The organism is Synechococcus sp. RC10B2 (assembly GCF_047502635.1).
Genome location: NZ_JANSHO010000078.1, coordinates 23,117 through 44,517, shown reverse-complemented (window position 1 = coordinate 44,517; position 21,401 = coordinate 23,117). Strand labels below are relative to the sequence as shown.

Sequence of the window (21,401 nt, the reverse complement as noted above, 5' to 3'; positions counted from 1 at the left end):
TCCGCCTTGCGCCTGACGGCAATATACGGCCCTGGCCGCAGGAAGAGATTATCGCCCAAAAGCTCATTGCTGGTAATTGGGCCTGTGAGCGATACTAAGCTTCCAAGAGGCGCAGAGGGCGAGCCCAATGGACTGATTTCAATGGCCCCAGTTGCCACTTGGGCAAGGTTGACCCGCCCCTCATTCCAAAACAAAAGCCAGAACGATCCCAAAAATAAAATCAATCCAACAAACACTGATACAAAAGAACTGGCCAGCCGCGAGCCAAACCCAACCCGCTCTACCTATCTATAACGCTCAGCCATAGCCCTGTCCCCAGCGATGACTTCAGTCTAGCACAGCCCCTTCTATTTATCCATGAAATCTAGCCGTTTTATAGAATTATAGAATTCAGAGCAAGTTTTTAACTTTTCCAAACTTATGTCTATTCCAGAAGTAGATTGCACCTCGTACAGGTTATGAGAACCCTATTTTTCAGCTAAGAATTGATTAAGCAATGTCCCCCCTTACAGCCTTGACCAGGCGCCGGAAAAACTGCCCCACGCCCTTCACCAGATGGGGTGCCGATTCTGGGCGAGGCGGGATCCCTGCCATTAGGGTGTAGTAGTCATCCAAAAGGTCGTGCTCTTCCGGAGAAACGGCGTTGTCGGCCATCATCAGGTTGCCGATTGCCCCCAGAAGTTGTAGGCGCTCGGTTTCGGTGGCCTGGGCGAGATAATCGGCCATCCAGCGCTCCGTTTGCGCCATCGGAATGGGCTCTTGGATCAGCTCTCGCAGCTCGGCATCGTGCTCCAAACCATAGCGGCGCAGCAGGGATCTCAGATAGGCCAACTCCTGCGGCTCTAGGTGCCCATCGGCCCAGGCGGAGCCGGCCACAATTTTGAGGATGAGCCGATGTTGGGTTGTCGGGTTCATGGCGGGATCCCTTGTCGCTAGAGGTGCCGCTGGCGGTCGGGGTTCTGGGGCCCTGAGCGAGCTGGGAAGGGGCTGGCCAGGGGCAGTCTCACTCGGCGAGGCCGCAGGCGCGTTTTAACCAGGCGGCATCTTGTTCTGACAAGGTGGCGTGGTGAATGGCGTAGACCTGGCGGTGATACTCCTCAAGCCAAGCCCGCTGTGCCTCGTCCAAGAGATCCCAATCGATCAGCCGCCTATCGAAAGGGATCCAAGTCAGGGAGCGAAAGCCCATCCAGCCCTCTGGCTCCGGAATTGCAATCACTTCGTAGAGGTTCTCTAGGCGAATTCCACCCCAGCCCGGCTGGTAGTAGCCCGGCTCGATACTGGTGATCATGCCTACCTTGAGGGGGGTGCTGGCGCGGCGGTGGATCCCGTTGGGCCCCTCGTGGACGTTCAAAAAGGCGCCGACACCGTGGCCGGTACCGTGGCCGTAGTCCAGCCCCGCTTGCCAAAGGCTGGAACGGGCAATGCCATCCAAGGAGACGCCGTAGGTATCGGGGGGGAAGATCTGACGGGCGCAGTGAATGTGGGCTTTGAGCACCTCGGTGTAGCGCCGCCGGCACAGGGGATCCGCCGGTTGCGGGCCAATCCAGAGGGTGCGGGTAGCGTCGGTCGTGCCCCCCAGGTAGTGGGATCCGGAATCCAACAGAAACAACTCGCCTGTCTGCAAGAACTTCTGGGGATCGGGGGTGCCGTAGTGGACGATGGAGCTGTTGGCGCCGGCCCCGGCAATGGTGTTGAAGCTCAGGCCCACCCAATCCCCTTCCTCGCGGTAGTGGGCCTCCATAACAGCGGCCACATCGGCTTCGCTGATGGGGATCCCTGCTTGGATTTGCCGGTCAATCCAGGCCAGGGTGCGGATCTTGGCCCGGCTGGCTTTGCGGTTGGCCAGGCGCATCTGCTCCAGCTCGGTGGGGTTTTTGACCGCCTTGAGGAGATCCACGGGGTGATCCAACTCGCGACAGGTTGCCCCCCGCAGCAGCTCTTGCGTGCCCTGGGTAGTCTGCTTGGGATCTACTCCCACTGGCCCGTAGCGCTCGGCCCACTGGGGCAGTTGTTCCCGGTAGGCCTCGTAGGGCCAGAGCTCTACCCCTGCCTCAGCCAGCACTTGCTTTGCGGAGGGAGTGAGGCGCTCCAGATCAGTAAACAGGGCAACCCTCTCCAGGGCAACTAGCGCATAGGCGCGGAAGACCGGGTTGTAGGGAATGTCGGAGCCGCGCAGGTTAAACAGCCAAGCTACCTGATCCAGTTTGGTTAGGGGCAACAGTCCCACCCGCTTGCGGCGCATCTCCTGGCGCACCTGGGCCAGCTTGTCGCTGGGGGGGGCTCCGCAGAGCTGGGCAGGGACAGGGTAGATGGGTTGCTCCAAGAGGGCTTGGCTAGATTCCTTGGCCAGCTTGTCCAGTGGGTTTTCGCTAACCGGCACCAGCAGCACTCCTCCGGCTTGGGCGTGGGCTTGCAACTGGCGGTAGGTGGCCACCGACACCGTAAAAGGATCCACCCCCAGGCGAAAGCCGGATCCCAGCTCTTCCACGATCTCCATCAGGCTGGGCTGATCCGGCAGGCCGCCTTTGATCACCGTAAACAGGTTGGGATCCACCTCCCGCTCCGCCTGCTCGTGGTAGCGGGGATCCACCCACAGCCAGGCGCGGTCTTGGCTGATTAGGGCATCGCCCACCGAGCCGGTAAAGCCCGTGATCCACTGCCGCCGCTTGCGATATTCCAGCAAATACTCATTGAGGTGCTCATCAGCCGAGGGCACCCAAAAGCCATCGAGATTTTGTTCCTGCAAAAGCTGGCGCAACTGCTGCAAACGAGTGGCAATATCCAGGCGGGGCAGGGTTTGGAGCATGGTGGGGATGAGAGGGAGATCTGGGCCGATGACCTTAGAGACCAATATAGTTCTCTTTACCTTGGGAAAGCAGATGGGAAGAGAGGAACCGGCTACCTAGGCCGCTGGTCAACTGCGAAGCAGTAGCCAAGGGCTTCTGCGTTATTGCTAGGCGACGCGGTTGCGAACGCACCGCTCTAACTCCCCTCTCCCTCTGGGAGAGGGGCTGGGGGTGAGGGCTGAGATTCGGGAAAGCCGGCCTCTCGCCAAGCGCGGATCCCGCCGTCCATGGAGATCACGCGGCGGTAGCCCATCTTTTGCAGGTTATCGGCTGCCAGCGCCGAACGAAAGCCGCCGCCACAATAGAGGACAATCTCGGCTTCTTTGTCTGGGATCACCTTCTCGATGTCCCGCTCGATAATGCCTTTGCTGAGGTGAATGGCGCCGACGATGTGGCCGGCCTGCCACTCCGACTCTTCCCGCACGTCGACCAAATAAAAGGGATCCCCTTGCAGTTGTTTCTGCCTGACTTGCTCGACTGTCAGCTCTTGGATGCGGCTTTTGGCCTCGTTGACCAAAGCTAAGAAAGCAGGGGAGTGGTGGGACGCCATGCACACCTCGCCGAGAACCCAGCTCCCAGGATAAACCCAGGCCCACTCCAGTGAGGCAACGCCAAACCTCAAAACCTCGATCCTCAGCAAGCTAAACTAAAGAAAGGCAGATTTGCCGCCGGAGGCCCCCAGTTTGAGCTTCCAATCCACCCTTTCCCAACTGCTTGGGTTCCTTGCTCTGACTTTGAGCTGGGGGATCCCTTTGCCCAGCAAGGCAGCGGCCCAGGCTGCCCCCTTGCCTCTGGAAAGCGGGATCCAAAAACAGGTCTCCGCCCCGGCACCGGCTCCCTTGGTGAAGTGGCTGCAAGAGCAAATAGAGGCCGCCAACCGGCGGGATCTGGAGGAGGTGATGGCCGGCTATAGCCCCGACTTCCGCCACCGCGACGGCCTGGATCGGCAGGGGGTGGAAAGGGCCATTCGCAAGCTGTGGGAGGCCCATCCCCAGCTGACCTACGCAGCGGAAATTCTCTCTTGGCGGCGGCTAGGCCCTGAGATCGTGGCCGAGATCGCCAGCCAAGTGCAGGGATCCCAATCTTCAGCGCGGGGGGAGTTTCAGGTGCAGGCCTCTGCCCTGGTGCGCAACCGCTACCGCCCGAATGCGGCCAAGCCGGAGCAACTGCTGTTGGTGGAGCAGGAAGTGCTGCGGGAGGCCAGCACCCTCACCTCCGGCTCGGCGCCCCCCACCGTCACCTTCAGGTTGCCGGAGGTGGTCAAGCCGGGATCCCCCTACTCGCTGCAGGCCATTGTGGCCGAGCCCCTCGCCCAATCTTTGCTGTTGGGCGCCGTCGAGGAGCAGCCCGTGGCTGCGGCCGGCTACTTAGATCTAACTTCGTTTGCCCTTGAACCTCTGCAGGCGGGCGGGCTCTTCCTGCAGGCAGATGCGCCGCCAGAAGCTGGCGCCCGCTGGCTCTCGGTGATGCTAGTCAACCAGAGTGGCCTTGTTGTCGAAAGCCGGCGCCTCGTCATTCAACCCTGAGGGATCGACAGCCCTTAAGGACTCTTGACCTGGGTAGTTGTTGAGATCTTTTGGGCGAAGCTGAGATTTGAGAGGTCTGGAAGCCCTCGGAAGATTTCTGCTCGACTCCAAGCCCCGGCGGTCGTCGAAAACTTGCAGAAAAACTATCCGCTCTCCCCCACCACCCAGGCAAAACAGGCGGTCCAGGAGAGAGCGGTCTAGCGGGCCTTCAACTGGAACCTGACTGCCGGGAGGAACTCCAAGCGAGCCAGAACGCGAAGACTCCTCAGCAAGCTAAGGATCTGAGTTCAGGCCGTTAGAGAACAGCCCCGGCGCACAGCCGGCTGAACCCAACTTGACGACCCTTACAACAACTACTATCTGGCATCCGCTGGAACCTCCCTTACTCAACGACATCCTGAGGCTAGCACAAATCTTTACCAAGGTGGCGGGCCGGATCCCTTCCCCTCAGGCCAAGGAGACTGAGAACGAGGCAACGGCGTAGGATAGAAGGACGCCCTTTAGCCTGCTCAAGTTGCCGTGGACTACAAAAGTACCCTCAACCTGCCGCAAACCCAGTTTCCCATGCGGGCGGAGGCTGCCAAGAGGGAGCCCGCCATCCAAGCCTTTTGGCAGGAAGAGCAAATCTATCAGCGTCTGTCGGAGAACAATCCTGGGGATCCCTTTGTGCTGCACGATGGGCCGCCCTATGCCAATGGCGACATCCACATGGGCACCACCCTCAACAAGATCCTCAAGGACATCATCAACAAGTACCACCTCCTGCAGGGGCGCAAGGTGCGCTATGTGCCCGGCTGGGATTGCCACGGTCTGCCCATCGAGCTGAAGGTGTTGCAAAGCCTCTCCCCCCAGGAGCGGCAGAGCCTCACCCCCCTACAACTGCGGCAAAAGGCCAGAGAGTACGCCTTGCACTACGTCAACGTGCAGCGGGCCAGTTTTCAGCGGCTGGGGATATGGGGAGATTGGGATCGGCCCTACCTGACCCTATCGCCGGAGTACGAGGCGGCCCAGATCGAGGTGTTTGGCCAGATGGCCCTTAAAGGCTACATCTACCGCGGCCTCAAGCCCGTCCACTGGAGCCCCAGCTCCCAGACAGCCCTGGCGGAAGCGGAGCTGGAATATCCCGACAACCACATCTCCCCCAGCATCTACGTAGCTTTTCCTCTGCAGAGCCTCAGCCCGGCGGCGCAGCCGATTTTGGAGCCCTTCTTGCCAGGCCTGCGGGCGGCCATCTGGACGACTACCCCGTGGACGATCCCGGCCAACTTGGCTCTCTGTTTCAATCCCAAGCTTACCTATGCGGTGGTGGAGTCTCCCCGCTTCGGCCTACTACTGATTGCCGCCGATTTGCGGCAGCGGCTGGAGAAAGTCCTGGAGACCCCCTTAGAGGTCAAGGCCACCCTGCCGGGATCCGCCCTGGAGTACTGCCAGGGACGCCACCCCCTCTTCGACCGCAGCAGCCTCTGTGTGCTGGGGGACTATGTTACCACCGAGTCCGGCACCGGCATTGTCCACACGGCGCCGGGGCATGGGGAAGAGGACTTCAAGACCGGCCAAAAATACGGCCTGCCCATCCTCAGCCCCGTGGACGAGCAGGGGAGGTTTACCGCAGAAGCCGGCCCCCAGTTTGTCGGGCTAGATGTGCTCTCCAAAGAACCAGAAACCAGTGGCAACCTAGCTGTCATTAAGGCTTTGCGGGCTGTCGGCGCCCTGCTCAAGGAAGAACCCTACAACCACAAATACCCCTACGACTGGCGCACCAAAGAACCAACCATCTTCCGGGCCACCGAGCAGTGGTTTGCCTCTGTAGCCGGCTTCCGGGAGCTGGCTCTGCAGGCCATCAAAACCGTGAAGTGGATCCCACCGGAAGGGGAAAACCGCATCACCGCCATGGTCAAGGAGCGCTCCGACTGGTGTATCTCCCGCCAGCGGGCCTGGGGCGTGCCCATCCCCGTCTTTTACGACGAGGAGACCGGCGAGGTGCTGCTCACAGCCGAAACTATCGACCACATCAAGGCCATCTTCGCCCAAGAGGGATCCGACGCCTGGTGGAAGCGCCCGGTGGAAGAGCTGCTGCCGGAGCAGTACCGCCGCCATGGCCGCACCTACCGCAAGGGCACAGACACCATGGATGTCTGGTTTGACTCCGGCTCCTCCTGGGCGGCGGTGGCCCGGGCACGCGGGTTGGGCTACCCCGTGGATCTCTACCTGGAGGGTTCCGACCAGCACCGGGGTTGGTTCCAGTCCAGCTTGCTGACTTCCGTGGCCGTCAACGGCCAGGCCCCTTACAAGGCGGTGCTCACCCACGGCTTTGTGCTGGACGAAAAGGGCCAGAAGATGAGCAAGTCCCTGGGCAACGTCATCGATCCCCTGCTGCTCATCAACGGCGGCAGCAATCCGCAGACGGATCCCGCCTACGGGGCCGATGTGCTGCGGCTGTGGGTCTCCAGCGTCGACTACTCCGGCGATGTGCCGATAGGCAAGACCATTCTGGGGCAGATGGCGGATGTCTACCGCAAGATCCGCAACACGGCCCGCTTTTTGCTGAGCAACCTCTACGACTTCAACCCGGCGCAGGATGCTGTTCCTTTTGAAGCGTTGACGGAGTTGGATCGCTACATCCTGCACCGCCTGCAGGAGGTGGGAGCGGAGATCACCGAATCGTTTGAAAACTACCAGTTCTACCGCTTTTTCCAAGCGGTTCAAAACTTCTGTGTGGTGGATCTCTCCAATTTCTACTTGGATATCGGCAAGGATCGCCTCTACATCAGCCACGCCCGCAGCCTGCGGCGGCGGCAGTGCCAGACGGTGCTGTCGCTGGTGCTGGAGAACTTGGCCAAGGCCATTGCCCCCGTGCTCTCCCACCTAGCCGAAGAGATCTGGAGCTACCTGCCCTACCCCAAGCCCACCCGCTCGGTGTTCGAAGGGGGCTGGATGCGGCTGCCGGAGCAGTGGCGGGATCCCCAGTTGGCCGCCACCTGGGAAAAGCTGCGGGCGGTGCGGCAGGAGGTGAACAAGGCCCTGGAGCAGGCCCGCACCGACAAGGTCATCGGCGCTTCCACCGAGGCCAAACTCATCCTCAAGGTGGCGGATCCCCACCTACATGCCCTGCTGGAGGAGCGGGCAGCCGAGCTGCGCTACCTGTTTATCACTTCCCAAGTCGAGTTGGTCAAGGCCGGCCCTGGAGAGGAGGATCTACAGGTTGCCGTTCAGCCAGCGGAGGGGAAAAAATGCGTGCGCTGCTGGAACTATTCCACCCGGGTGGGCGAGTTTGCCGAACACCCAGAGCTGTGCGAGCGCTGTGTGGCAGCCCTGGCCGGCGAATTTTGAACGTCGGATGGATTGTCGGAATTGTTGGCCTAGGTTGGGTTGGCCTGCAGGATCCCGGCGTCGGCCTCCTCCCGCTCCAGGTTGCGGAAGAGGGGCGTGCTCAGGTAGCGCTCGCCAAAGCTGGGCTGGATCATCACGATCAGCTTGCCGGCGTTTTCCGGTCGCCGCCCCACCTGGATAGCGGCAGCCAGGGCTGCCCCGGTGGAGATGCCGGAGAGGATCCCTTCTTCTTTGGCCAGGCGGCGGCTGTAGACCATGCTCTCCTCGTCATCTACCGCAATTACCTCGTCCAGCAGGTCGCGCCGCAACACCTCCGGCACAAACCCCGCCCCGATGCCCTCGATGCGGTGAAAACCGGGCCGCCCTCCACTTAAAACAGCACTGGCCTTGGGCTCGACGGCCACCAGTCGAATGGAGGGTTTTTGGCTTTTGAGGAAGCCGCCTGCCCCTGTGATGGTGCCGCCGGTACCCACCCCCGCCACCAAGATGTCCACCTGGCCATCGGTATCCTCCCAGATCTCCGGGCCAGTGGTGCGGGCGTGGATTTGAGGGTTGGCCGGATTGGTGAATTGGCCCAGCATATAGGCATTGGGGGTGCGGCGCACGATCTCTTCGGCCTTCCAGATGGCCTCCCCCATGCCGCCGGCGCTGCTGGCCAGGTGCACCTCTGCTCCGTAAGCCTTCAGCAGCCGCCGCCGCTCCAGGCTCATGCTCTCAGGCATAACGATGATCAGCCGGTAACCCTTGGCAGCAGCAGCCATGGCCAGGCCAATGCCGGTATTGCCAGAGGTGGGCTCCACCAAGATGGTCTTGCCGGGGGTGATCAAGCCAGCTCGTTCGGCAGCCTCGATCATGCTCACGGCAATGCGATCTTTCACCGAGGCGGCAGGGTTAAAGCTCTCCAATTTCACGACGATCTCAGCCAGACACCCTTCGGATTGAGGGATCCGGTTTAGCCGCACAAGAGGGGTACGACCGATGAGCTGAGTGATGTTGGCGGCAATTTTCATGGTTCACAAAAAGGCAGAAACCGATCGCGACAGCAGGCCGTCGGCCTCAAGTCCAGAGCAGCCGAGGGCCTTGTGCGATGCTAACCCCTGCATGAGCTCCTTGGTGCTCCCTCTCAGGATCTCACTGCCCTTGGACCAGGGGATCCCGATGTTTTCCGAAGTTCCGCAGGGGATGGCAACAAAACCCGCCCAGAAAATGATTTAGCTGAAGGGGGTTCGGGGGTAGATCAGCCCCGCACTGTACTGTCGAGAGGCAGTCAGTGCCAGATACCCCCGTCGCAGACTCGCAACAATAAAATGGATCTAGTTGTAGAAAACGGCGTTGCCGGAACCTGGTGCAACTACGCGGTAGGGCATTCCATGTCTGCATCCCTAACGGCACGGCAAAGCCGAACGCAGAGAGTTCTTGCAGAAGCTCCCCGACGAAGCGAGAAGCCCGCACTCTATACGTCAGCATGAGTGCGGGAGTATGTCACAGTGAGATTACACCGGAAGGACAAGTCCCCTATGCACCTGAGTGAGATCACTCACCCCAACCAGCTCCGCAACCTCAGCCTCAGCCAGTTGCGCAGCCTAGCCCGCCAGATTCGCGAAAAGCACTTGCAAACGGCTGCCAACTCTCCAGTCGGCTGTCACCTGGGGCCGGGGCTGGGCGTGGTGGAGCTGACCTTGGCGCTCTACAAAACCCTCGACCTGGATCGCGACAAGGTGATTTGGGATGTGGGCCACCAAGCCTATGCCCACAAAATGCTTACTGGCCGCTACCACAACTTCCATACCATTCGCCAGAAAGGAGGGATTTCCGGCTACCTCAAGCGGAGTGAGAGCCGCTTCGACCACTTTGGGGCCGGGCACGCCTCCACCAGCATCTCGGCAGCCCTGGGCATGGCCATCGCTCGGGATCGGCGGGGAGAAAACTTCAAGGTGGTGGCCATCATCGGGGATGGCGCCCTGACTGGGGGCATGGCCTATGAAGCCATCAACCACGCCGGGCACCTGCCCAAGACCAACTTGATGGTGATTCTCAACGACAACGGCATGTCGATTTCCCCCAATGTGGGGGCCATCCCGCGCTATTTAAACCGCCTGCGCCTCAGCCCACCGGTGCAGTTTTTGGCCGACAGCCTGGAGGAGCAGCTAAAGAACCTACCTCTAGTTGGCTCCAGCCTCAGCCCGGAAATCGACCGTCTCAAGGAGACGGTGAAGCTGGTTACTGCCGTGCAGAACAACAAGGCCGGCATCATCTTTGAGGAGCTGGGCTTTACCTACGTAGGGCCGGTGGACGGGCACAACCTGGCGGAATTGTTGGATGCTTTTGAGCTGGCCCACGGCATCTCTGGGCCGGTGCTGGTGCACGTGGCTACGGTCAAGGGCAAGGGCTACCCACCGGCAGAGGCTGAGCAGGTAAGCTATCACGCCCAATCCCGCTTCGACCTAGCCACCGGCAAACCCTATCCTCCTACCAAACCCACTCCCCCTAGCTATAGCAAGGTCTTCGGCCACACTCTTTGTAAACTGGCGGAGCGGGATCCCCGCATCATTGGCATCACGGCGGCTATGGACACCGGCACCGGCCTAGACAAGCTCAAAGAAAAACTGCCGGATCAGTTCGTGGATGTGGGGATTGCCGAGCAGCACGCTGTTACTTTGGCTGCTGGCATGGCCTGCGAGGGGATGCGACCGGTGGTGGCCATCTATTCCACCTTCCTGCAGCGGGCCTACGACCAGATCATCCACGATGTCTGCATTCAAAAGCTGCCGGTCTTTTTCTGCTTGGATCGGGCAGGGGTGGTGGGAGCGGACGGCCCCACCCACCAGGGCATGTACGACATTGCCTATCTGCGCTGCATTCCCGAGATGGTGCTGATGGCCCCCAAAGACGAGGCGGAGCTGCAGCGCATGGTGGTGACCGGGATCCAGTACACAAAGGGCCCCATCGCCATGCGTTACCCGCGCGGAGCTGGCGTGGGGGTGCCTCTGGCCGAAGAGGGGTGGGAGCCCATTCCCATCGGCAAAGCAGAGGTGCTGCGCAGCGGCGGCGAGGTCCTGATCCTAGCCTATGGGTCGATGGTGCATCCCAGTTTGCAGGCAGCGGAGATCCTCAAGGAACACGGCATCTCCACGACGGTAGTCAATGCCCGCTTTGCCAAGCCTCTGGATACCGAGCTGATCCTGCCCCTGGCCCAACAGAGCCGCCTGGTGGTGACGGTGGAAGAAGGCTGCCTCATGGGCGGGTTTGGCTCGGCAGTGGGGGAAGCTCTCCTGGATGCCGATATCCGAGTGCCGCTGTTGCGCCTGGGGGTGCCGGATGTGTGGGTGGAGCACGCCACTCCTGAAGAATCGCTGGCGGAACTGGGCCTGAACAGCGTCGGCATTGCCGAGCGCATCCGGGCCAAGGTCGAGGCCCTTCAGGGACAGAGGGCCTCGCAGGCTCAAGCTATTCTGGGCAGCTCCTGAGCCTACTCTTTCCCAAGGCCCATCTGCTGGTTGAACTGCTCGATGGCGGCTTGCTGCAGAGCCTCTGCAACAGGACGGGTGCGCAGGAGGATTTGCACATCCCGCAGCAGGTTCTCCCGCCACAGGTTCTCCCGCAGCACCTCTAGCCGGGCATAGCTGGGATCCAGGCGCATGGCCTTGGCCCCCAGTTCTTCCGCCCGTTCGGTTTCGCCGCGAACGTAGAGGGCCGTAGCCAGGGCTAGGTAGGGCTCTGCCACCGCGTCGTTCATCTCGATGGTGCGTTCCCAGCGCTCGATGGCCGCCTCCAGATCCCCTTGTTCATAGTCCACCAGGCCGATGTTGTTCATGGCCGGCCAATAGGCGGGATCCAACTCCAAGGTTTTCTCATACTCCTGCCGGGCGCGATCCCATTGGTCGAGCATGAGGTAGGCATTGCCCAGTTGAAAGCGGGCGTTGGGGCTATCTGGCTGCAAGGCAACAGCCCGTTCCAGGGTTTCAGCGGCGGCAAAATAGCTGCCCTGCCGCAAGTAAGCAGATCCCAGCGAGTAGAGAATGTCGGCGTCGTCGGGAGCCAGGGCGCGGGCCTTTTGCAGCGCTTGGATGGCTTGGCCATAGTCTCCTAGCTCCAGGTGGACGTTGCCCAAAACGTAGAGCAGCTCGGAAGAGGTGGGCACCATGGCCACCGCCAGTTGCAGGCGGCGCAGCGCCTCTTCCGTCTGGCCAAACTGGGCCAGCCGCAGCGCGTCCGTGGCCAGTTGCAGCCCCTGCGCCCGCATCAACTCCCCATTGGGCAGGGGAACACGCAGCAACACCTGGGCTCGAGCGGGATCCCATTTCCCTCTCCCCAACACCATGGCGAGGCCCAGCGGCAAGGTTAGCAAAAACCGGACAGACAACCGGAATAACAGTGGCGGCATGACACCCACGCAAAAACAGGCCATGCCCATGTTAGCTGCAGCAAGCGGGGATCCTTCCTGCCAGGACTGGTTTCAACCATATTGCTATCCAACGCTGTCGCGAACGTGTCGGCGGCCTCCAACTCCCCCCTCCCTGAGGAAGAGGGGCTGGGGGTAAAGGCAGCGATTGAAACAAACTAGAGGCGTCGCCACCGCCGCCCCGACTGGGCCAGCAGGTCTTCGGCGGCCTTCGGCCCCCAGGTGCCGGCTTCGTAGGTGTACAGCGGCGGCGCAACGCTGCTGCCATTGCCGCCGGGCTGGGCTTCCCAGGCCGATAAAACCGGCGTCACCACCCGCCAGGCGGCTTCCACCTCGTCAGCGCGGGTGAACAGGGTGGGATCCCCCAGCAGGCAGTCCAACAGTAGGCGCTCGTAGGCATCTGGCGTGGTTGACCCAAAGGCTGTCCCGTAGCGAAAATCCATTTCCACCGAGCGGGTGCGGATCTCCGGCCCCGGCATCTTGGCCTCAAAGCGCAAGGAGATGCCCTCGTTGGGCTGTATGCGCAGCACCAGGATGTTGGGGCTCACCTCCCGCGCTGCCGAAGGAAAAAGAGATAGCGGCACCTGCTTAAAGTAGATGGCCACCTCGGAGACCTTCTTGGCTAGGCGCTTGCCGGTGCGCAGGTAAAAGGGCACCCCTTTCCACCGCCAGGTGTCGCATTCCAGCTTCAGGGCGGCATAGGTGGGGGTCTGCGAGTTGGGGTTGACATTGGGCTCTTGGCGATAGCCGGGCACTGGCCTGCCGCCAATCCAGCCGGGACCATACTGGGCCCGCACCGCTGCGGCTGCCACGTTGCGAGTGTCGGCCAGACGGGTGGCCTGCAGCACTTTGGTCTTTTCATTGCGCACCCCATCGCCGCGCAACGAGACGGGCGGCTCCATGGCCGTCAGGCAATAGATCTGCATTAGGTGGTTCTGCACCATGTCCCGCAGGGCACCAGCAGCGTCGTAGTAGCCGGCCCGATCCTCCACCCCTACCGTTTCCGCCACCGTAATCTGCACATGGTCGATGTAGTTGCGGTTCCAGAGAGGCTCAAAGATGGCGTTGGCAAAGCGGAAGACTAGCAGGTTTTGCACCGTCTCTTTGCCCAGGTAGTGGTCGATGCGGTAAACCTGCTCTTCCTGACAGATGCGCTGCACAAGGCGGTTCAGCTCCTGGGCCGAGGTGAGGTCGTGGCCGAAGGGCTTTTCGATCACCACCCGCGTTTTGGTTGGATCCGCCAGCATCCCCGCTGCCCCCAACTGCTGGAGGGCCTGGGCATAGAAGTCCGGTGCCACCGCCAGGTAAAACACGCGGTTGCCACGGGTGCCCCGCTCTTCGTCCAGTTGGCTGAGAAATTGCTTGAGGCGCAGGTAGCCCTCGGCATCGCCAATATCCAGGCGACAGTAAAACAGGCGGCTGGCAAAGTCTTGCCAGAGGGCTTCTGGCCCCAGATCTTGGGAGGCAAATTCCTTCAGGGCTGCCCGCATCTTGTCCCGATAGACCTCGTGGCTCCAGTCGCGCCGGGCCACCCCCACCAGGGTAAACTCCGGCGGCAGCCGTCGCTGCACGAATAGCCGGTAGTAGGCCGGGATCAGCTTGCGGGCGGCCAGATCTCCGGAAGCACCAAACTGCACCAAAATACAAGGATCCGGAATGCGCTCTTGGTTGAGGCCAACGCGCAAGGGGTTTTCAGTCAGGGTTGCCATAGGGTCGGCTCAGCTTGGGTGGGCGGGGTTGGGAAGGGTGGCTAGGGGGTCAACGACCCTTCCAGGCAGCGCAACACTTCTTCCACATTCTTGCGGCTGCCGATAATCAAAGGCACTCGTTGGTGCAGGGATTGGGGCACGATGTCCAGGATGGCCTCGGTGCCGGTGGTGGCTACGCCTCCCGCCTGCTCAGCCAAAAACGCCAGCGGGTTGGCCTCGTACATCAGCCGCAGCTTGCCCTCTGGTTTTTGCCGGGTGCCAGGGTAGAGATACACTCCTCCCTGCAACAGGATGCGGTGAAAGTCAGCCACCAGAGCGCCGCTGTAGCGGGCGGTGTAGCCATCGCGGCGGTGGACATAGCGGACATAGTTCTGGATCCCTTCGCTCCACTGACAGAAGTAGCCCTCGTTAAGGCTGTAGACGGAGCCGCGTTCGGGAATGCGAAGGTCGCTCTTGGAGAGGATGAACTCGCCCAAGCTGGGATCCAGGGTAAAACTGTGTACTCCCTTGCCGACGGAATAGACCAGTTGGGTGCTGGGGCCGTAGAGGATATAGCCAGCAGCCAGTTGCCGGCGGCCCGGCTGGAGGAGATCTTGGTGGTCAGCCTCAGGGCGATCCTCCAGGGGCTGAAGGACAGAGAAAATGGAGCCAACGCTGAGGTTGGCCTCGATATTGGAGGAGCCATCTAGGGGATCGACAAGCAGCGCCAGGCGGCTGAGGGAGCAGTTTTCCGGCAGGCGGGCCGGGGTTTTCATCTCTTCTGAGATCAGCCGACAGACTAGCCCTGTCTGCTCCAAAGCGCGGATGAAGGCCCGGTTGGCGTACTCGTCCATCCGCTGCTGTTCTTCCCCTTGGACATTGACGTTGCCGGTTACGCCCAGCGCTCCCTCGATGAGTCCTGCCTGGCTGAGGCGGCGGGCAATCATCTTTCCGGCCAGGGCAATGCGGTTCATTAGAGCACTGAAGTCCTGGGCCTCGGCGGTGAAGCTGCCAAACTGCTGCAAGACATGCCGGGAGAGGGTGAGCACATCCCGCGCCATCTCGCGTTCGGCGCTGCTGGGCATGACCGAGGGAGGAGAGCTGAGAACCATACGAGGCTTCCCTAAAGAAACGCCGAAACAAGGGATCCCTCGCTTCTAGCAAGGACTCTGTCCCGCTGACCCGATGGAGGCTGGGATCCCTTCTACTAGGTAGGCTGGCCGATTCTCGGCGCAGGTGCCGGGAACTTACAGAGTTGCTTCAGATTTGGCTGGCCTTGCCGGGCTTTTGCTTCGGCTGGGCTGGCAAAAACAGGGCTCTCCTCTAGTCCTTGATTCACTAGACATCAGCCACTTTGTGGCATAACCAACCTCCTGCCTTGACGGAGATGGGCTGAGCTAGTAGGCTTGCGAGTACATCTTTTCTGGTAGGCACTTTGCCTAGGCTAAAGTTGGCTCCGTCTTTAGCCGGTGTGCCCGGTATAGCAAGGAGCACCTACCTGCAGCTCGCGGGGAAGTGACGCCTGTGGAGATCCCTCTGGCGGGGTGGTAGGGGTGGACTCTGCCACTAGCTACGGGTCGTGGAAGCAGGAAGAAAGCGTCAACCTGGAGCAAAAGTCCGCTTTTGTCCAGCGTTGTATGAGTCTTTCAGAGCGGTAAGATGGGTTCTACTTGTATCCCAGCGGGGGCTTGTCGTCCCGCTCTGTTCCATGATGGCCAACCCTCCTTCTCCACTGCGCAGCCAAGTCGTCACCCAGGGAGTGCAGCGCTCTCCCAACCGCGCCATGCTCAGGGCAGTGGGCTTCCGCGATGAGGATTTCGGCAAGCCCATTGTCGGCATCGCCAACGCCCACAGCACCATCACCCCTTGCAACATCGGGATCCAAGCCTTGGCCGAGCGGGCTGAAGCTGCCCTGAGGGAGGCCGGCTGCATGCCTCAGGTCTTCGGCACCATCACCATTAGCGACGGCATTTCCATGGGCACTGAGGGAATGAAGTACTCCCTGGTGTCGCGGGAGGTGATCGCCGATTCTATCGAGACGGTGGTCAACGGCCAGAGCATGGATGGTCTCTTGGCCATCGGCGGCTGCGACAAAAACATGCCGGGGGCGATGATCGCCATGGCCCGTCTCAACGTGCCCGCCATCTTCGTCTACGGCGGCACCATCAAGCCGGGGCATTACAACGGCCGCGACCTCACCATCGTCAGCGCCTTTGAAGCCGTAGGGGAGTACAGCGCTGGCCGCATCTCCGAGGACGAGCTGCTGGCAGTCGAGCGCCATGCTTGTCCCGGTGCTGGATCCTGCGGCGGCATGTACACGGCCAACACCATGTCCAGCGCCTTTGAGGCCATGGGCATGAGCCTGCCCTACTCTTCCACGATGGCGGCAGAGGACGAAGAGAAAGCCGAAAGCGCTGCCCAATCGGCCAAGGTCTTGGCTGAGGCCATCCAAGCCAATATCCGACCCCGGGACATCATCACCCGCCAGAGCATTGAGAACGCCATCTCGGTCATCATGGCGGTAGGGGGATCCACCAACGCCGTGCTCCACTTTTTGGCCATTGCCCACGCAGCAGAAGTGCCCCTGACGCTGGATGACTTCGAGACCATCCGCGCCCGCGTGCCCGTCCTCTGCGACCTCAAGCCTTCAGGCCGGTTTGTTGCCACCGATCTGCACCGGGCCGGCGGGATCCCCCAAGTAATGAAGATCTTGCTCAACCACGGCCTGCTGCACGGCGACTGCCTCACCATCTCCGGCCAGACGATTGCCGAGGTTTTGCGGGACGTGCCCGACGAGCCCAGCCCCGACCAAGAGGTCATCCGCCCCTGGCACAGCCCCCTTTACCCCCAAGGGCACATCGCTATCCTCAAAGGCAACCTCGCGCCCGAAGGGGCGGTGGCCAAGATCAGCGGCGTCAAGACTCCCAAGATCGCGGGGCCGGCGCGAGTCTTCAACTCAGAAGAATCCTGCCTGCAGGCCATCCTCGCCGGCCAAATTCGACCGGGGGACGTAGTGGTGATCCGCTACGAGGGCCCCAAGGGCGGCCCCGGCATGCGGGAGATGCTCTCCCCCACTTCGGCCATCATCGGCGCCGGCCTGGGGGACAGCGTGGGCCTGATTACCGATGGCCGCTTCTCCGGCGGCACCTACGGCATGGTGGTGGGCCATGTGGCCCCTGAGGCCTACGTAGGCGGCCCCATTGCCCTGGTGGAGGAAGGGGATCTCATTACCATCGATGCCCCCGCTCGCCTGTTGCACCTGCATGTTAGTGAGGAAGAGCTGGCCCGCCGCCGCGCCCGCTGGGCTCCGCCCGAGCCCCGCTACAAACGGGGTGTTCTGGCCAAGTACGCCAAGCTGGTCTCCAGCAGCAGCCTGGGGGCGGTGACGGATTTGAACTTGTGGGATTAGGCCCTTCACCCCCGGCTCGTCTCCCAGAGGGAGAATTGGTACTTGAGAGATAGCTCCAGATTCCTGACCCTGCAGGGATCAGCCTTGCTGGGTTAAGTGCAAGAAAGCGGCAGAGATGAAGGATCCCTGCCGCCTGATTGCGTGATGCGGTTGATAATGAGGATTCAGCGCCGATTAAGTGCCGATGATCCCGCCGTCATTTTTGGTGATCACCACCACCGCCGAGCGGGGGTAGAGATTGGGGTCGTAGTCTGGCCAGCGGGAATCGACCTTGCCGGCAGCAAAGTCGTCCTCGCTGGTGGTGGCGCCTGGGTGCTGCACGTTGATGAACATGGTGCGCTGATCGGGAGTGGTGACCACACCGGTGATCTCCTGCCCAATCGGCCCGGTCAAGAAGCGGCGAATTTCCCCTGTATCCGGATCGGCAGCCAACATTTGGTTATTGCCAAAAGGAGCAAAATCCCCTTGGTTGAGATTGCTTTCGCTGGTGTCGGTCTGGATCCAGAGGCGACGGCTGGCGTCGAACCACAGCCCATCGGGAGAATTGAAGATGTTGTCTGCGTTGAGAGGCTGCCCTGACAGGGTACGGCTGTCGGCGGAGGGGCCGGCCAAGACAAAGATGTCCCACTCGAAGCGGGTGGACTGGGGACTGCCCATCTCTTTCCAGCGGATGATGTGGCCCCACTGGTTCTTGGGACGGGGGTTGGCGGCGTTCACCTGGTCTGGTTCCCGGCGGCTGTTGTTGGTCAGGGTGAAGTAGACCATGCGGGTCTTGGGATCCACCGCTCCCCATTCGGGCCGATCCATCTTGGTGGCGCCGACGAAATCCGCCGCCGTGCGGGTGTTCACCAACACGTCCGCCTGGCTGGTGAAGCCATTCTCGGGCGTGAGGCCGTTTTGCCCAAACACCAGCGGGATCCACTCCCCTGTGCCGTCTTCGTTGAACTTGGCCACGTAGAGGGTGCCTTTATCCAACAGGTGGCCACCTGCCGTCTCCTTGCGGTAGGGCTCGGCAGAGACGTACTTGTAGATGTACTCGAAGCGGGCATCGTCCCCCATGTAGAGCACAATCGGCTGCCCTTCCACCGGCGGCTGGAACACCACGCCCTCGTGGGCAAAGCGGCCCAGAGCCGTGCGCTTCTTGGGCGTGCTGCTGGGATCAAAGGGATCGATCTCCACCACCCAGCCGAAGGTGTTGGGCTCGTTGCGGTAGTCCTGGGTGGGATCGGCGCCCGTGGGGGTGGCGTTGAAGCGGATGAACTCGTCGGCTTTGTTGCTGGCCAGCTCCCAGCCGTAGCGGGAGGTCTCGGTGCTCACGCCGTAGCGCTTGTGCTCGCGGGGCAGGTTGGGCTTTTGATCCGGCCCTTTTCTGGTGTTGGTGAAGTAGCCGGCCCAGTTTTCTTCGCAGGTGAGGTAGGTGTTCCAGGGGGTAACGCCGTGGGCGCAGTTGTTCAAGGTGCCCCGCGTCATCGTGCCATCGGGGCTGAACTTGGTCTTGACGAAGTCAGATCCCCGCACAGGCCCGTGGATCTCCATGAGGGTGAGGCCGGTAATGCGGCGGTTGAGGCGATCCCGCACCACAGTCCAGTTGCCGTCCCCCTGCTGCTTGATGTGGACAATGCTCACCCCGTGGGCGTTCAGCTCTTTGAGTACTTGATCGGGATCGCGGCTGCCGTCGGGATTGACCGGATAGTCCTCGTCGTCAAACTTTTGCCCCTTGGCGGCAGCGTGCATGAAGCGCGGCTCCACATACTCGTGGTTGAACACCAACAAGCCCTCATCAGAGCGGCCCTGCCAGGGATCCTTCCCATCAATGGGGAAGAAGTGCATGCCGTCGTGGTGGCTGCCCACCTGCATCCCTTGCTCGGCGCCGGTGTTTTCCAGCTTGAACTGTGGGTAGGTGCCGGTGATGGGGGTACCCCAGGCCAGCAGCGGTCGAGCCGTGTAGCCTTCGGGCACCACCACTTTGTCTTCTGCACTCACGGGGATCGCCTTGAAGCCCAGCAAGGAGCTGCCGCTGGCCGCTTTGGCAGATTTGGAAGCGCCGTTTAGCGCCGGCAGGCCGAAAAAGGTGGCCACTGCCGCCGCAATGCCGCCCTGCAGCACTTGGCGCCGCTGCAGGCGGGTTTCCAGAATGCTGCTGAAGGTAGGGTTGGGCGAATGATTGCACAGAGGCTCGTCCCCATGACGGAGCCGGGGGCCATGCGGATTGCTATTCACTTTGGTTCTCCTCTTCTCTTGTCTTGTCGGTCTTCTAGAAGCTAGATGTTTTACAAAAAACATCTATTCCCCGCGTGACTGTTTTCACGCATAAGGATAGGCACTACAAAACTAGTGGCTCGAAGTTAAGGAGAGACCAAGCCCAGGTTAAGCCTTGCCGATTTGGAGAATTTCTTTAGATCGACGTAACAATTTTTTTTAACGATTTGTTGCGATGAGGCAGGGCATTGCTGCGGCTGCCTGTCAGGATCTTTCTCGTAGCCTGGAGAACAGATACACCCCATCGCGATGGTAGAGAAGTCGAAATGAGGTTTCGTTTTGTAAAGCGGCAATCAGGGTCTGGGAGAACTCTGGGCTGCTGCGCCACCCCGGATGGCGGCTGTTGAGCAAGACATAATCAAAGGGATCCCATTGGTCGGGAGGGGATCCCTTAAAGCGGCTCTCGTCGGTAAAGTAAATAACCCGCCGATGGGTGAGGTGGGGGCTGATCTCATGGGTGGTGAGAACGCCCCCTGAGGTGGCGATCTGGGCAAGGGCCTCACGAGTGGCCTGCCAAGTGTCGAGAGACTGGAGATAGAGGGAGCCGAAAAAGGTATACTTGGCCAAAGCCAAAAAAGCCAGCAAAGACCAGATCAGGGCTGTTTTGTTTACTTTCGCAGAAGAGGCGGGAGGGTTGGTCGTCTTCCCGTTTTCGATAACAGCTAGAAATAGAAAAGGAACAACAGGCAGCGCGTACTGGTGCACCAGGTCCCGATAAGCAGGATTGCTAGAAAGGATATTCAGCCCCAAAGTTGGCAGGGCAGGGATCCAGGGATCCCAGTGGCGCCAAGAGAGGCCCCAAGCCACAGGGATGACTAACAAAAATCCATAGAATAGGGTGTCGAGAGAGAAGACCTTGCCCAGGACTAATGTTGGCTTGAGAACCAAGTTTTGGATAATTTCAGGAACAGAACTGCCCAAATAGCTATAGTGAGAAACGGCTGCCGGCTCGCTGCCACTGAAGTGAGGAATAATCCAAAAAGTAGCCACGCCAAACCAAGCCGACCCTGCCGCTATGGCAAGCCAGCCGGCCACTTGGCAGCGCCGTTGCCAGCGCTTGTCAATCCGCCGGCTTTCCCAGATCAAAAGCCAAACTCCCAGGGCAGCGACATTGAGAGACAATGCCGCCTTACAGCCGAGGATGCCGCCTAGGCACAGCAAAAACCCCCACAGCTTGCCAGAGCGAACACAGAGTATAGCGGCCAAAAAAAGGGGAACGGCCAACACTTCTGGATGAAAATCAAAAAGGTTGGCGTTGAAGATGGCTGGGTAGAGAAGATAGGCGGCGGCAATTGTTCTCGCCCTGCCAGAATCAATCTCGGCCTGGAGCGCCAGATGGTAAACGGCCAGCGCTCCCAGCGTTAGTGCCAGAGCTTGGATGCCAAACAGCCAATATACAGAGGGAACAATGCGATACAAGAGACTGATGGGATATAGGATGAAGGCCGCATGATCTCCGAGGATGTGGATCCCGCGGATGGTGGAAAAAGGAACTTCTCCACGGCTAATTAGATAAATTGATTGGTCAAAAATTCCGAGGTCGTAGCCGCCCGACTGAAATAAGTGATGTCGCACAACGCTGCAGCTCAAAAGAGCCAAGAAGGCGCAGAGCAGCATTGCCAACATAGACATAGGCAGAGGACGATTCTTCGACATCCGCCAAGACTGGGGGATCCCACCGGAGCAGATCCAGTTGCTGCCAACGAACTGTCGGTTCTGCCCAGCCGAAGCCGTGTTGCTATCGCAAAAGCTAGGGATTGCTTGAACCCAGACGGCAGTGCAGACAGCTTGGCCCGAAGTCCGAGGCAAAAACCCCGACAGTCTTGCTAGAAGAGGCACCGCGACCGTCCACCGATGAGAAGGAGAGTTGGCCATTGTCTCGGCTGTGGAGGCAGCGCAGAAGCTTGAGAAGGTCTAAAGTTTTGCTTTCTTTCCACCGCC

13 protein-coding genes are annotated in these 21,401 nt (G+C 60.7%); 4 read left to right on the top strand and 9 right to left on the bottom strand.

Annotation, left to right across the window (positions count from 1 at the left end; all coding sequences use genetic code 11):
• Window positions 1–489 precede the first annotated feature (489 nt).
• The 3 genes from NW855_RS11990 to NW855_RS11980 all read right to left on the bottom strand — a co-directional run bounded on the left by NW855_RS11990 (window position 490) and on the right by NW855_RS11980 (window position 3,468).
• A complete protein-coding gene (locus tag NW855_RS11990; RefSeq protein ID WP_011430539.1) occupies window positions 490–915 on the bottom strand; it encodes a TerB family tellurite resistance protein in 426 nt (141 codons plus the stop codon).
• 88 nt (window positions 916–1,003) lie between these two features.
• A complete protein-coding gene (locus NW855_RS11985) occupies window positions 1,004–2,851 on the bottom strand; it encodes an aminopeptidase P family protein (RefSeq protein ID WP_240527865.1) in 1,848 nt (615 codons plus the stop codon).
• A gap of 131 nt (window positions 2,852–2,982) precedes the next feature.
• On the bottom strand, window positions 2,983–3,468 hold the full coding sequence (locus NW855_RS11980) for a rhodanese-like domain-containing protein (protein WP_414508822.1): 486 nt from the start codon (window positions 3,466–3,468) through the stop codon (window positions 2,983–2,985).
• Between the two features lie 61 nt (window positions 3,469–3,529).
• Between NW855_RS11980 and NW855_RS11975 the strand changes: the two genes are divergently transcribed.
• Window positions 3,530–4,372 carry a nuclear transport factor 2 family protein gene (locus NW855_RS11975; RefSeq protein ID WP_240527920.1) on the top strand — a complete coding sequence of 281 codons (843 nt, stop codon included), beginning with the start codon at window positions 3,530–3,532 and terminating at the stop codon, window positions 4,370–4,372.
• Window positions 4,373–4,936: 564 nt separating this feature from the next.
• Window positions 4,937–7,702: an isoleucine--tRNA ligase gene (gene ileS / locus NW855_RS11970; RefSeq protein WP_414508841.1), complete on the top strand. Its 2,766-nt coding sequence runs from the start codon at window positions 4,937–4,939 to the stop codon at window positions 7,700–7,702.
• A gap of 29 nt (window positions 7,703–7,731) precedes the next feature.
• Here ileS and cysK read toward each other — a convergent pair whose 3' ends face one another.
• A complete protein-coding gene (cysK, locus tag NW855_RS11965; protein WP_011430534.1) occupies window positions 7,732–8,712 on the bottom strand; it encodes a cysteine synthase A in 981 nt (326 codons plus the stop codon).
• A gap of 507 nt (window positions 8,713–9,219) precedes the next feature.
• Here cysK and dxs point away from each other — a divergent pair.
• Window positions 9,220–11,169 (top strand): 1-deoxy-D-xylulose-5-phosphate synthase, encoded by a 1,950-nt coding sequence (gene dxs, locus NW855_RS11960; protein ID WP_011430533.1) that lies wholly within the window; start codon window positions 9,220–9,222, stop codon window positions 11,167–11,169.
• Between the two features lie 2 nt (window positions 11,170–11,171).
• On the opposite strand, the gene NW855_RS11955 is transcribed toward dxs, so the two are convergent.
• The 3 genes from NW855_RS11955 to fbp all read right to left on the bottom strand — a co-directional run bounded on the left by NW855_RS11955 (window position 11,172) and on the right by fbp (window position 14,853).
• Complete coding sequence (locus tag NW855_RS11955; RefSeq protein ID WP_240527867.1) at window positions 11,172–12,086, bottom strand: tetratricopeptide repeat protein; 915 nt, start codon at window positions 12,084–12,086, stop codon at window positions 11,172–11,174.
• 176 nt (window positions 12,087–12,262) lie between these two features.
• On the bottom strand, window positions 12,263–13,813 hold the full coding sequence (zwf, locus tag NW855_RS11950; RefSeq protein ID WP_414402843.1) for a glucose-6-phosphate dehydrogenase: 1,551 nt from the start codon (window positions 13,811–13,813) through the stop codon (window positions 12,263–12,265).
• Window positions 13,814–13,854: 41 nt separating this feature from the next.
• Entirely contained in the window at window positions 13,855–14,853 is a 999-nt protein-coding gene (fbp, locus tag NW855_RS11945) for a class 1 fructose-bisphosphatase (RefSeq protein ID WP_414508840.1), read from the bottom strand.
• Window positions 14,854–15,503: 650 nt separating this feature from the next.
• Between fbp and ilvD the strand changes: the two genes are divergently transcribed.
• Entirely contained in the window at window positions 15,504–17,201 is a 1,698-nt protein-coding gene (gene ilvD / locus NW855_RS11940) for a dihydroxy-acid dehydratase (RefSeq protein WP_414508821.1), read from the top strand.
• Between the two features lie 174 nt (window positions 17,202–17,375).
• Here ilvD and NW855_RS11935 read toward each other — a convergent pair whose 3' ends face one another.
• Both NW855_RS11935 and NW855_RS11930 read right to left on the bottom strand, forming a co-directional pair.
• A complete protein-coding gene (locus NW855_RS11935) occupies window positions 17,376–19,421 on the bottom strand; it encodes a PhoX family protein (protein ID WP_414508820.1) in 2,046 nt (681 codons plus the stop codon).
• Between the two features lie 243 nt (window positions 19,422–19,664).
• Window positions 19,665–21,092, bottom strand: a complete 1,428-nt coding sequence (locus NW855_RS11930; protein WP_414402903.1) for a DUF2079 domain-containing protein — start codon at window positions 21,090–21,092, stop codon at window positions 19,665–19,667.
• Window positions 21,093–21,401 lie beyond the last annotated feature (309 nt).

What these genes read in the sequence shown, in the direction of transcription:
- ileS (WP_414508841.1), top strand. Translation starts at nt 4,937, where the DNA reads ATGCGGGCGGAGGCTGCCAAGAGGGAGCCCGCCATCCAAGCCTTTTGG.
- cysK (WP_011430534.1), bottom strand. Translation starts at nt 8,712, where the DNA reads ATGAAAATTGCCGCCAACATCACTCAGCTCATCGGTCGTACCCCTCTT.
- zwf (WP_414402843.1), bottom strand. Translation starts at nt 13,813, where the DNA reads ATGGCAACCCTGACTGAAAACCCCTTGCGCGTTGGCCTCAACCAAGAG.
- NW855_RS11990 (WP_011430539.1), bottom strand. Translation starts at nt 915, where the DNA reads ATGAACCCGACAACCCAACATCGGCTCATCCTCAAAATTGTGGCCGGC.
- fbp (WP_414508840.1), bottom strand. Translation starts at nt 14,853, where the DNA reads ATGGCGCGGGATGTGCTCACCCTCTCCCGGCATGTCTTGCAGCAGTTT.
- dxs (WP_011430533.1), top strand. Translation starts at nt 9,220, where the DNA reads ATGCACCTGAGTGAGATCACTCACCCCAACCAGCTCCGCAACCTCAGC.
- NW855_RS11930 (WP_414402903.1), bottom strand. Translation starts at nt 21,092, where the DNA reads ATGTCTATGTTGGCAATGCTGCTCTGCGCCTTCTTGGCTCTTTTGAGC.
- ilvD (WP_414508821.1), top strand. Translation starts at nt 15,504, where the DNA reads ATGGCCAACCCTCCTTCTCCACTGCGCAGCCAAGTCGTCACCCAGGGA.
- NW855_RS11955 (WP_240527867.1), bottom strand. Translation starts at nt 12,086, where the DNA reads ATGCCGCCACTGTTATTCCGGTTGTCTGTCCGGTTTTTGCTAACCTTG.